The organism is Streptomyces sp. NPDC052043 (assembly GCF_044548235.1).
Classification (GTDB): domain Bacteria; phylum Actinomycetota; class Actinomycetes; order Streptomycetales; family Streptomycetaceae; genus Streptomyces.
This window is the reverse complement of sequence record NZ_JBIUBT010000013.1, coordinates 21,951-36,660: the sequence shown is the minus strand read 5'-3', so window position 1 is coordinate 36,660 and position 14,710 is coordinate 21,951. Positions and strand designations below refer to the sequence as shown.

12 protein-coding genes are annotated in these 14,710 nt (G+C 73.9%); 9 read left to right on the top strand and 3 right to left on the bottom strand.

The window, feature by feature from the left end; all coding sequences use genetic code 11:
- Positions 1–125 precede the first annotated feature (125 nt).
- The 3 genes from ACIHCX_RS28860 to ACIHCX_RS28850 all read right to left on the bottom strand — a co-directional run bounded on the left by ACIHCX_RS28860 (position 126) and on the right by ACIHCX_RS28850 (position 2,300).
- The gene (locus tag ACIHCX_RS28860; protein ID WP_400034521.1) at positions 126–1,031 is read right to left on the bottom strand and encodes an aminoglycoside phosphotransferase family protein; all 906 of its coding nucleotides are present in this window, start codon (positions 1,029–1,031) and stop codon (positions 126–128) included.
- A 145-nt stretch (positions 1,032–1,176) separates the two neighbouring features.
- On the bottom strand, positions 1,177–1,653 hold the full coding sequence (locus ACIHCX_RS28855) for a ferritin-like domain-containing protein (RefSeq protein WP_400034519.1): 477 nt from the start codon (positions 1,651–1,653) through the stop codon (positions 1,177–1,179).
- Entirely contained in the window at positions 1,650–2,300 is a 651-nt protein-coding gene (locus tag ACIHCX_RS28850) for a hypothetical protein (protein ID WP_400034517.1), read from the bottom strand. The genes ACIHCX_RS28855 and ACIHCX_RS28850 overlap by 4 nt, the downstream gene beginning before the upstream one ends.
- 206 nt (positions 2,301–2,506) lie before the next feature.
- Between ACIHCX_RS28850 and rimP the strand changes: the two genes are divergently transcribed.
- The 9 genes from rimP to ACIHCX_RS28805 all read left to right on the top strand — a co-directional run bounded on the left by rimP (position 2,507) and on the right by ACIHCX_RS28805 (position 14,693).
- The gene (gene rimP / locus ACIHCX_RS28845; RefSeq protein WP_400034515.1) at positions 2,507–3,004 is read left to right on the top strand and encodes a ribosome maturation factor RimP; all 498 of its coding nucleotides are present in this window, start codon (positions 2,507–2,509) and stop codon (positions 3,002–3,004) included.
- 2 nt (positions 3,005–3,006) lie between these two features.
- Positions 3,007–3,993 carry a transcription termination factor NusA gene (nusA, locus tag ACIHCX_RS28840; protein WP_400034513.1) on the top strand — a complete coding sequence of 329 codons (987 nt, stop codon included), beginning with the start codon at positions 3,007–3,009 and terminating at the stop codon, positions 3,991–3,993.
- Positions 3,994–4,141: 148 nt separating this feature from the next.
- Positions 4,142–4,423 (top strand): YlxR family protein, encoded by a 282-nt coding sequence (locus tag ACIHCX_RS28835; RefSeq protein WP_400034511.1) that lies wholly within the window; start codon positions 4,142–4,144, stop codon positions 4,421–4,423.
- Positions 4,424–4,587: 164 nt separating this feature from the next.
- Positions 4,588–7,629 (top strand): translation initiation factor IF-2, encoded by a 3,042-nt coding sequence (gene infB / locus ACIHCX_RS28830; RefSeq protein WP_400034509.1) that lies wholly within the window; start codon positions 4,588–4,590, stop codon positions 7,627–7,629.
- 245 nt (positions 7,630–7,874) lie between these two features.
- Entirely contained in the window at positions 7,875–8,168 is a 294-nt protein-coding gene (locus ACIHCX_RS28825; protein WP_100571646.1) for a DUF503 domain-containing protein, read from the top strand.
- Between the two features lie 64 nt (positions 8,169–8,232).
- On the top strand, positions 8,233–8,685 hold the full coding sequence (gene rbfA / locus ACIHCX_RS28820) for a 30S ribosome-binding factor RbfA (protein ID WP_400034506.1): 453 nt from the start codon (positions 8,233–8,235) through the stop codon (positions 8,683–8,685).
- The gene (gene truB / locus ACIHCX_RS28815; protein WP_400034504.1) at positions 8,682–9,587 is read left to right on the top strand and encodes a tRNA pseudouridine(55) synthase TruB; all 906 of its coding nucleotides are present in this window, start codon (positions 8,682–8,684) and stop codon (positions 9,585–9,587) included. The genes rbfA and truB overlap by 4 nt, the downstream gene beginning before the upstream one ends.
- A gap of 266 nt (positions 9,588–9,853) precedes the next feature.
- On the top strand, positions 9,854–13,573 hold the full coding sequence (locus ACIHCX_RS28810) for a trypsin-like peptidase domain-containing protein (RefSeq protein ID WP_400034502.1): 3,720 nt from the start codon (positions 9,854–9,856) through the stop codon (positions 13,571–13,573).
- A gap of 163 nt (positions 13,574–13,736) precedes the next feature.
- Complete coding sequence (locus tag ACIHCX_RS28805; RefSeq protein ID WP_400034500.1) at positions 13,737–14,693, top strand: bifunctional riboflavin kinase/FAD synthetase; 957 nt, start codon at positions 13,737–13,739, stop codon at positions 14,691–14,693.
- Positions 14,694–14,710 lie beyond the last annotated feature (17 nt).

Below are 14,710 nucleotides of genomic sequence, written 5' to 3'. Positions count from 1 at the left end.
CCGTCCGTCCGTCCGGAACGCGGGGCCGGGTGCGTCCAGCCGCAAGGCGACCAGGGACGCACCCGGCCCCGCGTTCGTATCACGATCCCCCGCCCGGCATCGGCGCCGTGTCCGCGTCCGCGGGGTCAGAGCCAGGTGGCGAACTCCAGGAGGAGTTCCGCGTCCTTCGGGCGGCCCACGCGGCGGGCGCGGACGCCCGACTCCACGGCCCGGAAGAGCGTCCAGCCGCGCAGGCGGTCCCGGTCGACCTCCAGGGACTCCGCCAGCCGCTTGATCCGGCGCCGGGCGGTGGCGGCTCCGGACGGTGCGGCGATCAGGTCCTCCACCCGGTCGCGGACCAGCCGCGCCAGGTCGAAGGCGGGCTCGCCGACCACCGGGTCCGGGCCCACGGCCAGCCACGGCATCCGGTCCCCGGCGAGCACCTTGCTCTGCCGGAACGTGCCGTGCAGCAGCCGTTGCTCGGGCGGCGCGGTCAGCAGTTCCGCGCGGGCCGCGAGCGCCGCCTCGACCAGCGGCGCCACCTCGGCGTCGGTCTCCGCGTCGGCCCGCATCGCCTCGGCCTGCCGCCCGGTCCGCTCCTCGACCGTCTCGAAGGGGTGCCCGGCGGGCGGTTCGACCCACAGGCGCCGCAACGTGCCCGCCGCCTCCAGCAGCGCCCTCGCCTCCGGCAGCGACCGCACCGACACGTCCGGGTGCAGTCGCTCCAGCAGCAGCACACCCTCGACCGGGACCGGACCGTCCTCCAGCAACTGCACGGCGCCCCGCCCGTCCCAGTGCACGAGCGCGACCCGCTCGCTTTCCGGACGGGCCCGGGCCGGGGCGAGTTTGAGCACGGCCGGCGTCCCGTCCGCCGTCCGCACCAGGACGACGAGGCTGCTGCGTCCGCCGGGCATCTGCACCCGCTCGACGGTCAGTTCGCGCAACGCCACGGCCTGCCGCGCCAGTCCGGGCAGCTTCTCCAGCCAGTCGTCCCCGTCCGGAGCGGTCTCACCCATCGCCCGCACCAGACGCCGCGGCGGTTCGAAAGCCATGCCGAGTCGCTCCTTCCTGGCCTTCCTGGACTTCGCGGACGCGTCCTCCGCTGTCGCGGTGCGCCGTGGGCGCCTCCTGTGATGTCCGGTTCCTCCTGCTCCTGCCGTCCCGCCCGTCCCCGCCGATCCGTGGGATCCGCACGCTCTACGGCGTCGGTGCCGTCGAGGCCGTGGGCCTGCCCGCCGCACCGGACCGTTCGGCGAGACCAGGGAAGGCTACGCTCTCCCCGCGCCAGCGCACCGCCCGGACCGCCGCCTCGCGCAGCGCCCCGGCGGCCTCCCGCCGCTGCTCGCCCGCGCCGGCCCGGACCAGGTCGGAGTACACCCCGGCCACGCGTTCCTCCAGCTCGGCGGCGAACCGTACCGCCGCCGCGGAGTCCGGCACCGGGAACGGCAGCGCGTAGGCGGCCGCCGCGGCCACCGGCTGCCTGCCCAGGTCCCGCACCTCGCGCACCAGGGCGTCCCGGCGGGCCCGATGGGCGTCGTACGCCGACCGTGCCTCGGCCCGCCGGCTCTCGCCGATCCGCCCCCCGACGACGCCGTACCCGTACACGGCCGCGTGCTCGGCGGCGAGCGCCGCCTGGAGGGCCTCCAGCCGCCGACGATCCGTCACCTGGCTCACTTGTCACCTTCCGTGAGGAGATACGCGTGGGCGGCCCCGGCCGCCGCCACCGAGGCCAGCAGGCGGGCCGGCTCGCCGGACACCTGGAGCAGGACCGCCGTGCGCCGGTCGGACAGGGAGCGCTCGGCAGCGGCGAGAGAGGCCAGGGCGGACTTCGCGGTCTCCGGGGCGGCCGGAGAGCCCGACGCCTCGGCGCCCGCCAGTGCCGTCGAGTCCTCGGGCGAGACGGAGCCCTCGGGTGAGCCGGAGTCCTCGGGCGTGGCCGAGTCCGACGACGGCGCGGTCGACGTCGTCGACGGTGCCGTCGAGGCCGTGGTCGGCGTGGTCGACGCCGTCGTGCCGGGCGAGGCCTTCGCGGTGCCGCCGAACGCCTCCACATGGGCCGCGATCTGCGCGCGCAGGGGCCGCAGCCGCTCCGCCAGCGCCGGATGCGCGGCCATCACCGCGTCGTACCGCCCGGCGAGCTCCTCGCTGTCGCGCGCCGCACGCGCGCGTGCCCGCTCGTCGGGCGACGGGACCTTGCCCGTGCGGTCGGAGTCGTCGGAACCGGTGGAGCAGCCCACGAGCAGGGCGGCCCCCGCGGCCGAGGCGAGCAGGCTCCTTCTGCGCGGGCCCGTCAGGGCGCGCGGAGGTGAGGGGAACGGCACGGCAGACGTCCTCGGGTGCGTACGAACGAAATGGACGGGAGGGGCAGGGCGGCTCGCCCGTGATCACGGTACCCGCGCCCCGGGCACGCACCACTCAGCGGCACCGTCCCTGGCCAGGTGGACGGCAACACCCCTTTCGACCGGATACCCTTTGACCAGACACGCGACCACCCCACAACAGCACACGCGGCCGAGGAGTCACCCGGATGAGCACCACCCAGAGCGAGAGGCTGCGGGAACTGCTGGAACCGCTCGTCACCTCCCAGGGCCTGGATCTCGAAGAGATCGCCGTGGACTCCGTAGGACGCAGGCGTGTGCTGCGCGTCGTCGTCGACTCCGACACCGGAGCGGACCTGGACCGGATCGCCGATGTGAGCCGTGCGCTCTCGGCGAGGCTCGACGAGACGGACGCGATGGGCGAGGGCGAGTACACCCTCGAGGTCGGCACCCCGGGCGCGGAGCGCCTCCTCAGGGAACACCGGCACTACGTGCGCGCCACGGGCCGGCTGGCGAAGTTCCAGCTGGCCGACGGCGGCGAGCTGGTGGCCAGGATCCTCGGGGTCGACGACGAAGGCCTCGACCTCGAAGTGCCCGGAGTGAAGGGGCGCAGGCCCACGACCCGCAGACTCGGCTTCGCGGACGTCGTCAAGGCGCGGGTGCAGGTCGAGTTCAGCCGCAAGGACGAGAAGGAAGAGGAGGCGTAGCCGTGGACATCGACATGAGTGCCCTGCGGGGCTTGGTACGAGAGAAGGAGATCTCCTTCGACCTGTTGGTCGAGGCGATCGAGTCGGCCCTCCTCATCGCCTACCACCGCACCGAGGGAAGCCGCCGCCACGCGCGCGTGGAGCTCAACCGGCAGACCGGGCATGTGACCGTGTGGGCGAAGGAGGACCCCCAGGACCTCGAGGAGGGCCAGGAGCCCCGCGAGTTCGACGACACCCCGTCCGGCTTCGGCCGTATCGCCGCCACCACCGCCAAGCAGGTCATCCTGCAGCGGCTGCGCGACGCCGAGGACGACGCGACGCTCGGCGAGTACGCCGGCCGCGAGGGCGACATCGTCACCGGGGTCGTCCAGCAGGGCCGCGACCCGAAGAACGTGCTCGTCGACATCGGCAAGCTGGAGGCCATCCTGCCGGTGCAGGAGCAGGTCCCGGGCGAGACCTACCCGCACGGCCTGCGGCTGCGGTCGTACGTGGTCCGGGTCGCCAAGGGCGTTCGCGGCCCCTCGGTGACCCTGTCCCGTACGCACCCGAACCTGGTGAAGAAGCTCTTCGCCCTGGAGGTCCCGGAGATCGCCGACGGCTCCGTGGAGATCGCCGCGATCGCCCGCGAGGCCGGTCACCGCACCAAGATCGCCGTACGGTCCACCCGCTCGGGCCTGAACGCCAAGGGCGCCTGCATCGGCCCCATGGGCGGCCGGGTGCGCAACGTGATGGGCGAGCTGAACGGCGAGAAGATCGACATCGTCGATTGGTCGGACGACCCGGCCGAGATGGTGGCGAACGCGCTGTCGCCGGCCCGCGTCTCCAAGGTCGAGGTCGTGGACCTGGCCGCCCGGTCGGCCCGCGTCACCGTGCCGGACTACCAGCTCTCGCTGGCGATCGGCAAGGAGGGCCAGAACGCCCGGCTGGCGGCCCGGCTCACCGGCTGGCGGATCGACATCCGCCCGGACACCGAGCAGGCGTCCGAGTAGGCGCCCCCGGGCGTCCGGGCGGGGCCGCGGGGGAGTTCACCCGTACGGGGGGAATAGAAACCGGGCCACAGGCCGCTCGGAATACGACAACGGCCGTTCGATCCTTGCCCCGCAGGGGTGAGGTCGGTGCGGGGAGGTAGACTTAGCTGTGTCTGGCCGGACGCGTGCCCGCGCATGCCCTGAGCGTACCTGTGTGGGATGCCGGGAGCGAGCGGCCAAGAACGAACTGTTGCGGACCGTGGTGGTCGCGGGAGAGTGCGTCCCCGATCCTCGCGGTACGCTGCCCGGCCGGGGTGCCTATGTACATCCCGCCCCGGTCTGTCTCGACCAGGCGGTGCGCCGCCGGGCGTTCCCGCGGGCACTCCGCGTCCCGGGACCGCTCGACGTAATGGCGTTGCGCCAGTACGTCGAGCAGGCACAAGGTTGCTGAGGCAACACGGCAAGGAAAACGTGCCGTACGGAAGCCCCCGTGCGGCCTGGTACCTCGCGAGTCGAAAGCAGGTCGAGATTGCGATGAGCACTCGATGAGTACGCGATGAGTACGCCCATGAACTAGCGACGGTCCGGCCGCAACCCGGACCTCAAAGGAGCGAAGTGGCTAAGGTCCGGGTATACGAACTCGCCAAGGAGTTCGGTGTGGAGAGCAAGGTCGTCATGGCCAAGCTCCAGGAACTCGGTGAATTCGTCCGATCAGCGTCCTCGACGATCGAGGCGCCCGTAGTACGCAAACTGACTGACGCCTTCCAGCAGGGCAACGGCAGCGGCAGGTCCGCCGCGAAGCCGGGTGCCCCGAGGAAGGCCGCCCCCAGGCCCCCCGCGCCCTCGCCGGCGCAGGCCGGGGGTCCCTCCCGCGCGGCCAAGCCCGCGGGTGAGCGTCCGGCCGCGCCCAAGCCGCCGGCCGCGCCCAAGCCCGCCCCGGCGCAGCCCTCGGCCCCGTCGGCGTCCGCGCCGACCCCCGGCCCGCGTCCGGTGCCGGGTCCCAAGCCCGCGCCGCGTCCGGCTCCGGCCGCGCCGACCACGCCGGAGTTCACCGCTCCGCCGTCGGCCCCGGCTTCGGCCGCGCCGAAGCCCGGCGCCCGTCCCGGCGGTCCCAAGCCGGGTGCCCGTCCCGGTCAGGGCCAGGGTGGGCGTCCGGGTCAGGGTGCCGCGCGCCCCGGTGGCCAGGGTGCCCGTCCGGGTGCTCGTCCGGCCGGTCCGCGTCCGGGCAACAACCCCTTCACCTCCGGTGGCTCCACCGGTATGGCGCGTCCGCAGGCGCCGCGTCCGCAGGGCGCGCGTCCCGGCGGCCCCGGTGCCCCCGGCGCCGGTCCCCGTCCGCAGGGCGCCGGCGGCCAGGGCGGCGGTCCGCGTCCGCAGGCTCCGGGCGGTCCGCGTCCGACTCCGGGCTCGATGCCCCGTCCGCAGGGCGGTCCGCGTCCGGGCGGTCCGCGCCCGAACCCCGGCATGATGCCGCAGCGTCCCGCTGCCGGCCCGCGTCCCGGCCCCGGTGGCGGCGGTCGCGGTCCGGGTGGTGCGGGTCGTCCCGGCGGTGCCGGTCGTCCCGGTGGTGGCGGCGGCTTCGCCGGTCGTCCCGGCGGTGGCGGCGGTGCCGGTCGTCCCGGTGGTGGCGGCGGCTTCGCCGGTCGTCCCGGTGGTGGCGGCGGCTTCGGTGGCGGCGGTGGCCGTCCCGGCTTCGGCGGACGTCCGGGTGGTCCCGGTGGCCGTGGTGGCACGCAGGGCGCCTTCGGCCGTCCCGGCGGTCCCGCGCGTCGCGGTCGCAAGTCGAAGCGGCAGAGGCGCCAGGAGTACGAGGCCATGCAGGCCCCGTCGGTCGGCGGCGTGATGCTGCCTCGCGGCAACGGCGAGACCATTCGCCTGTCGCGCGGTGCGTCGCTCACCGACTTCGCGGAGAAGATCAACGCCAACCCGGCGTCGCTCGTCGCGGTCATGATGAACCTGGGCGAGATGGTCACGGCCACGCAGTCCGTGTCCGACGAGACGCTCCAGCTCCTCGCCGGCGAGATGAACTACGAGGTTCAGATCGTCAGCCCCGAGGAGGAGGACCGCGAGCTGCTCGAGTCCTTCGACCTGGAGTTTGGCGAGGACGAGGGCGGCGAGGAGGACCTCGTGGTCCGCCCGCCGGTCGTCACCGTCATGGGTCACGTCGACCACGGCAAGACCCGCCTGCTCGACGCCATCCGCAAGACGAACGTCATCGCGGGCGAGGCCGGCGGCATCACCCAGCACATCGGTGCCTACCAGGTCGCGACCGAGGTCAACGGCGAGGACCGGGCGATCACCTTCATCGACACCCCGGGTCACGAGGCGTTCACCGCCATGCGTGCCCGCGGTGCCCGGTCGACGGACATCGCCATCCTGGTCGTCGCGGCCAACGACGGCGTCATGCCGCAGACGGTCGAGGCGCTCAACCACGCCAAGGCGGCCGACGTGCCGATCGTGGTCGCGGTCAACAAGATCGACGTCGAGGGTGCCGACCCGACCAAGGTGCGCGGTCAGCTGACCGAGTACGGCCTGGTGGCCGAGGAGTACGGCGGCGACACCATGTTCGTCGACATCTCCGCCAAGCAGGGTCTGCACATCGACTCGCTGCTGGAAGCGGTCGTCCTGACCGCCGACGCCTCGCTCGACCTGCGGGCCAACCCGGTGCAGGACGCGCAGGGCATCGCGATCGAGTCCCGCCTCGACCGCGGCCGTGGTGCCGTGGCGACGGTGCTCGTCCAGCGAGGCACGCTGCGGGTCGGCGACACCATGGTGGTCGGCGACGCGTACGGCCGCGTCCGGGCGATGCTCGACGACAACGGCAACAACGTGGCCGAGGCAGGACCGTCGACGCCGGTGCAGGTCCTGGGCCTGACCAACGTCCCGGGTGCGGGCGACAACTTCATCGTGGTGGACGAGGACCGTACGGCCCGTCAGATCGCGGAGAAGCGCGCCGCCCGTGAGCGCAACGCCGCGTTCGCCAAGCGCGTCCGCCGTGTCTCGCTCGAGGACCTGGACAAGGTGCTCAAGGCCGGCGAGGTGCAGCAGCTCAACCTCATCATCAAGGGCGACGCGTCCGGTGCGGTCGAGGCCCTCGAGTCCTCGCTGCTCCAGCTCGACGTCGGCGAAGAGGTCGACATCCGCGTCCTGCACCGCGGCGTCGGTGCGGTCACGGAGTCGGACATCGACCTGGCGATGGGCTCGGACGCCATCGTGATCGGCTACAACGTGCGCGCCGCCGGGCGTGCCGCGCAGATGGCCGAGCGCGAGGGCGTGGACGTCCGGTACTACTCGGTCATCTACCAGGCGATCGAGGAGATCGAGGCGGCCCTCAAGGGCATGCTCAAGCCGGAGTACGAGGAGGTCGAGCTCGGCACGGCGGAGATCCGCGAGGTCTTCCGTTCGTCCAAGCTGGGCAACATCGCGGGTGTGCTCATCCGCTCCGGCGAGGTCAAGCGCAACAGCAAGGCGCGCCTCCTCCGCGACGGCAAGGTCATCGCGGAGAACCTCAACATCGAGGGTCTGCGCCGCTTCAAGGACGACGTCACCGAGATCCGCGAAGGCTACGAGGGTGGTATCAACCTCGGAAACTTCAACGACATCAAGGTCGACGACGTCATCGCGACGTACGAGCTCCGCGAGAAGCCGCGGGCGTAACGCCGCAGACACCCCGTGCCGGCCGGCGGGACCAGCTCCCGTCGGCCGGCACGGCCGTGTCCGGGGCCGCGAGGCTCCGCGTACGGCCCCACGAGCCGTGTCGGACGGCGGGAGATCCCGTCCCACCTGGGCGGCGGGAAACCCGTCGAGTCTCCGGCACGGTTCGCGGTACCGTTCTTGATGTCCCTGCCCACCGAGAAGGCAGGACCATCGAACCCGTACCGGCGGGCAACCCGGGCACACACATGTACGTGGGGACTCTGTCCTTCGACCTGCTCCTCGGCGACGTCCACTCGCTGAAGGAGAAGCGTTCCGTCGTCCGCCCGATCGTCGCCGAGCTCCAGCGCAAGTACGCGGTGAGCGCGGCGGAGGTGGACCACACGAACCTCCACCGGCGGGCCGTCATCGGTCTCGCCGCGGTCTCCGGCGACGCGACGCACCTGACCGACGTGCTGGACCGGTGCGAACGGCTGGTCGCCGGCCGCCCCGAGGTGGAGCTGCTGTCCGTCAGACGCCGTTTCCACGGCGAGGACGACTGACCGCACCCCACCTCATCGCACCATCCACAAAGCAGCAGAAGTAGAAAGAACGGGAGACGGACCAGTGGCCGACAACGCGCGGGCGAAAAGGCTGGCGGACCTCATCCGAGAGGTGGTGGCCCAGAAGCTGCAGCGCGGGATCAAGGACCCGCGACTCGGCTCGCACGTCACCATCACGGACACCCGGGTCACGGGTGACCTGCGGGAGGCGACCGTCTTCTACACCGTCTACGGGGACGACGAGGACCGCAAGGCCGCGGCCGCCGGACTGGAGAGCGCCAAGGGCATCCTGCGCTCCGAGGTCGGCCGGGCGGCCGGAGTGAAGTTCACCCCGACCCTCGCCTTCGTCGCGGACGCCCTGCCGGACACCGCCCGGAACATCGAGGACCTCCTCGACAAGGCCCGCACCTCCGACGCGAAGGTGCGCGAGACGTCCGCCGGTGCCTCCTACGCCGGTGAGGCGGACCCGTACAAGAAGCCGGGGTCCGACGACGGGACGGACGACACCACCGCATGACCAGCAAGCCCACCCCGCCCGACGGCCTCGTCATCGTCGACAAGCCGTCGGGCTTCACTTCGCACGACGTCGTGGCCAAGATGCGCGGCATCGCCAGGACCCGCCGGATCGGCCACGCGGGCACCCTCGACCCCATGGCGACCGGAGTGCTCGTGCTCGGCGTGGAGAGGGCCACCAAGCTCCTCGGCCATCTCGCGCTGACCGAGAAGGAGTACCTCGGCACCGTCCGGCTCGGCCAGAACACGGTCACCGACGACGCCGAGGGCGAGATCACCTCCGCCACGGACGCCTCCAAGGTCACCCGGGACGCCGTCGACGCCGCCATCGCCAAGCTGACCGGCGACATCATGCAGGTGCCGTCCAGGGTCAGCGCAATCAAGATCAACGGCGTGCGGTCGTACAAGCGGGCCCGAGAGGGCGAGGAGTTCGAGATCCCGGCCCGGCCGGTGACGGTCTCCTCCTTCACCGTCCACGACGTCCGCGACGCCGTCGCCGACGACGGCACCCCCGTGCTCGACCTCGTGGTGTCCGTGGTCTGCTCCTCCGGCACCTACATCCGCGCCCTCGCCCGTGACCTGGGCGCCGACCTCGGCGTCGGCGGCCACCTCACCGCGCTGCGCCGCACCCGGGTCGGCCCGTACAAGCTGGACTCCGCCAGGACGCTCGACCAGCTCCAGAAGGAACTGACCGTGATGCCGATCGCCGAGGCGGCCGCGGCGGCGTTCCCCCGCTGGGACGTCGACACCCGGCGCGCCCGGCTGCTCACCAACGGCGTACGGCTGGAGGTGCCCGACGAGTACGCGGGTGCCGGTGCCATCGCCGTCTACGGCCCCGACGGGCGCCTCCTCGCGCTCGTGGAGGAGCAGCGGGGCAAGGCCAAGAGCCTGGCCGTCTTCGGCTGACCCCGTCTTCGGCTGACCACGCGGGGGTGCCCGTGGAGCGGCGGACACGGGGTGCTCCCCGGCCGCCGCTCCACGGTCCCGTCCCCCCTCGGTTCCCCCACCCATGAGCTTTGTCCAGCGACACGCGTCCATTCACCCGGCCGTGCGGGCGCTCGGAGTGAACAGGGGGAGTGCAGGGGGGCGCGTTCGCGGCATGCCCTGGTCCGCTGATCATCAGCCGCCTACCGTCGAGGGCAGGCACGGCGGTACGGCGGGAAGGTTCGGGCATGGCGGGGCGGGGCCTCCATGAATCCACACAGGCGCACGGATCAGAGGGATCCGGCCCCGTCCCCCACGCGCTCCAGCCGGCCCCGAACGGGCGGGAGCCGGCTGACACGATCCGGCGGCGGGTGACGGCGGAAGCCCGGGACCGCGCCCTGGACCGCTCCCTGATCCGCATCCACGACCTGGCGGGACGACCCCGCGGCACCGGCTTCGCGGCCGACCACCAGGGCACGGTGATCACCAGTCACGAGGCCGTCGACGGCCTGCCCCGTCTCGTGCTGCACGCCGCCGGCGCGGGCGGGCGCTCCTGCGTGGTGACATCCGACGCGATCACCGCGCTGCCCGCCCTGAACCTGGCTCTCGTCCGCGCCGAGGGCCTCGGCGTGGAGCCGCTTCCCGTCACCGTGCGCGACGAAGTCCGCAGCGGCACCTACGTCCGGATCGCGGCCGACGGCTGGCGCGAGGCCCGGGTGCTCGGCGCGGCCGCGGTGACGTACAGGGCCACGGACACGGCCACGGACCGCCCCCACCTCCTCGACGGTGTGACGGAGCTGGCGATCGGCACGGCGGGCCGCGACGCGCTCCGGCCGGGTGGCGGGGCCGCCGGGGGACCGGTCCTGGACCTGGCGACCGGCGCCGTGGTCGCTGTCCTCGGCACGGCACTGCGGTCCGGCCGCGGCGACGCCGGCTTCGCGGTGCCGCTGCACCGCCCCGGCGAGGGCCTCCTGGCCGACCTCCTCGCCCGCAACGAGGCCACGGTCGCCGCCTACGGCCCCGATCTGAACCTGGCGGCCGTCCTCGAACTCACGGCCACCTCCCTGGCCCAGGACGGCCCCGCCGGAGCCCTGCCGTTCCCCCGTACGGAACCGGGCGGGCCCGGGTCGCCCGCCGGACCGGTGGAGCGCGCCGCCGTGGCGGGGGAACTGGCCGCGTTCGATGCCGGCCGGGCCGCAGTGCTCGGACTCGTCGGGGAGTGCGGAAGCGGGCGTACGACGGAGCTCGCCGCGCAGGCCGGCCGTCGTGCCCGCGGCGGTTCGCCGGCGCCCACCCTGTGGCTGCGCGGGGCCGATCTGCTGGGCACCGACGCCTCGGTCGCGGACGCGGTGGGCCGGGCGCTGGACCGGGCGGCCCGGATCGTCGCGTCCGCCCGGTCGCCCCTGCCCACCGAGCGCACCGACCTCACCCCGGAGCGCGTCGCCCGTCTCGCCGGCGCCCACGGCCGTCCCCTCCTGCTCCTCCTCGACGGCCCCGAGGAGATGCCGCCCGCTCTGGCCGACCGGCTCCCCGAGTGGACCGAGCACACCGCGCAGTGGCTGAGCGGTACGGGGGCGCGGCTGGTGGTGGCCTGCCGGGAGGCCTACTGGGAGACGGCGGGCGCGCTGTTCCCGGCCGACCTGCTCCACACCCCGGTCACCGCGCCGGCCGGCCCGGACGGCCGCACCGGCCATCTGCCGCCCTGCCTGCCCCTCGGCGGCCTCACCCCCGCCGAGTCCCACGCGGCCCGTGCCCGCCACGGCATCCCGGACGGCACACTGGCGGACGCCGCCGCCCGCCACCCGCTCACCCTCCGGCTCCTGTCGGAGGTCCGCGCGGCCCTCCCCGACGCCGCCGGCCATCCCCCGCTGGCCCGTGACGACGTCCTCGCGGCCCACCTGGACCTGATGTGCCTGCGCATCGCCGTCCGCCTCGCCGCAGAGAACGGCCTGCGCGGCACCGCTGTACGGCGCCTGGCGGCGAAGGTCTCCGGTCAGGTGCACGAGGCCGCCCGCCGCAGTCTCGGCCGAGGGGAACTGGACCGGGCGGCGTTCGAGGAGGTGTTCCCGCGGGGCCCCGCCCCGGCCCGCCTCGGCGGCGGCAGCGACTGGGCGGCGGCCGTCCTCACCGAGGGCCTGCTCGTCCCGGTGGGCGGCGGCTACCGCTTCGCCCACGAGGAGATCGCCGACTGGATCCAGGGCATGCACCTCGACCTGGACGAGGCCCTGCGCGTCCTGGTGCACCGACAGCACACGCCCGGATCGCCGCGCCCCGCACAGCCCGTCCCGCACCACCGCATCGGCCCCGTCGTCCAGGCCCTGCTTCTCCTGGCCCGCCAGCACGGCACCCGCCGACTGGCCGTCCGGCTCGAGGAGTTGCTGTGCGCCCTCGACTCCGACCCGCGCTCCTGGTGGGCGTCCCGCCTCCTCGCCGCCGTACTGCTGCGCGCGGCGGACGCGACACCGTACGTCCGCGTGCTGCGGCTGCTCGCCGAGCGGATCGTGGTGTGGCAGCAGTGCGACCTGCCCGTGCCGTCCGGCTTCGGGCCGGGTTTCTGGACCGCGCTCCACCTGTCCGACGCCGACCGCTGCGACCTGCTCAGGCGTCTCCTCCTCGCCGACGGCGCACCCCGGGACGGCCACGACGCGAGCGCCGGACCCCGCCGTCCGTCCCGCTACCTGGACGCCGTCGCACACCTTCTCACCGCCGACCCCGCCGCCGTGCAACCGCAGCTCACACGCTGGTTCGCGGACGAGCGCCCGCTGCCCGCCGCGCCGCACGCCACCGTGGCCACGGCCGCCCAGGCACTGCTCCACACCCACCGCGACCGCGCCCTGGACGACCTCACCGACACACTGGCCGAATGCGCGCACCCGCGCGCCGAGGAACTGCTGACCGTGCTCGCCGAGGAGGAGCCGTCGGCGCTGTGCCGGGCCGTGGACCGGTGGGCGCACGACGACCGCCCCGCGCTGCGGGCGGCGGCCCTGACGTACGGCCTGCGCACCGCGCCCCAGGTACGTAGCGGGGCCGACCGCGAGCTGCTGCGCCACGCCGCCCTCACCCTGCTCGACCGCCCGGACGACTCCGCCCTGCACGCCGGCGCGCTCGCCCTTCTCGTCCGGGACCCGCACACCCGCGCCCGCCATCTGCCGCAGGCGCTGCGGCACTTCGCGGGGGGCGACCCGCATCTGCCGTCGAGCGCGCTGGCGCCCGCCCTGGTCACCCATCCCGAGGCGGTCCTCGCGGTCATCGGCGCGTGCCTGCGTCGAGGCGCCGGCGCCGGTCTCGGTCCCGGTCCCGGTATCGGCATCGGTGAGGTACTGCGCGCCCTGGGTGACGTCGCCACGCCGGCGCTCGCCCGCAGGGTCGCCGTCCTGGTCCGCGAGGCGGTGACGCGGGACCCGGAGGCCGCCGGACCGGTGGCGGCGTACGTCGATCAGCGCCTGGACGACGACCTGGCCGCCCGCTCGGTGCTGTTCCCCCTGGTCGCGGGGCTCCTCGACGGCGATGGCGGCGGCGATGGCGGACACGGTGGGACCGGAGGCGGCGCCGGGGAGGGTGGCGAGGGCGGCCCCGGTGGCCCCGAGCGGTTGCGCTCCGCGCTGGCCGGCGTGCTCGCCGTGCCCGGCACCCCGGCCTCCCGTCCGCTGCGCCGGGAGCTGCTGGACTTCCTCCTGGCCCACGAGGACGTCCCGGCCGTCCTGGACGCCGTGCTGCGCGCCGCCGCCTCCACGGCCGAGGAGGACCTCCCCGGCCTGGTCCACCGCGTCGGCCTGCTCCTCCTCCGCACCCCCGACGGCGCGGCCGTGTTCGACCGGGCCCTCGTGGAGCTGGGCCGGCAGGTGCCCGGCTTCGCCGCCCGCGTGACCGGCTGGCTGACCGACGCCCCGCGGGACTGGGCCGTGGTGGTGGGCCCCAGCACCCGCCGGATGATCGAGAACATCGCGGGCGTACCCGTCCCCGCCTGACGGCGCACCCGCCCTCGCCCGGCGACGTGCGCCCGGTCACAGCTCCCCATGCCGATGCAGGCGGCGACCGCCGGGCATGGCACCCTTAGACCTGCGGACAAGGCAGCAGGACAGCAAGACAACCAAGGCAACACGGACACGGGTTCGACGAGGAGCGGTCACAGTGCAGCGCTGGCGTGGCTTGGAGGACATCCCCCAGGACTGGGGGCGCAGCGTCGTCACCATCGGCTCCTACGACGGAGTCCACCGCGGACACCAGCTGATCATCGAACACGCCGTGGCCCGTGCCCGCGAGCTGGGCGTCCCGGTCGTCGTCGTCACCTTCGACCCGCACCCGAGCGAGGTCGTGCGTCCCGGCAGCCACCCGCCGCTGCTCGCCCCGCACCACCGCCGTGCCGAGCTGATGGCCGAGCTGGGCGTGGACGCGACCCTCGTACTGCCCTTCACCTCCGAGTTCTCGAAGCTGTCGCCCGCCGACTTCGTCGTCAAGGTGCTGGTCGACAAGCTGCACGCCAAAGCGGTCGTCGAGGGCCCCAACTTCCGTTTCGGGCACAAGGCCGCGGGCACCGTCGACTTCCTGGCCGAACAGGGCAAGACCTACGACTTCGAGGTGGAGGTCGTCGAGCTGTACGTCACCGGCGAGGCGGGCGGCGGCCGCCCGTTCTCCTCGACCCTGACCCGCCGCCTGGTCGCCGAGGGCGACGTCCGGGGCGCCCGGGAGATCCTGGGCCGCCCGCACCGGGTCGAGGGTGTCGTGGTCCGCGGCGCCCAGCGCGGCCGCGAGCTCGGCTTCCCGACGGCCAACGTCGAGACCCTCCCGCACACCGCGATCCCCGCCGACGGCGTCTACGCCGGTTATCTGCACGCCCAGGGCGAGGTCATGCCGGCAGCGATCTCCGTGGGCACGAACCCGCAGTTCGACGGCACCGAGCGCACGGTGGAGGCGTACGCCATCGACCGGGTGGGCCTCGACCTGTACGGTCTGCACGTCGGCGTCGACTTCCTCGACTTCGTCCGCGGCCAGGCGAGGTTCGACTCGCTGGAGGCCTTCCTGGCGACGATGGCCAAGGACGTCGAGAAGTGCCGGGAGATCATCACCGCAGACACCGCCCGAGCGTAACCGCCCCGGCGGCCGTC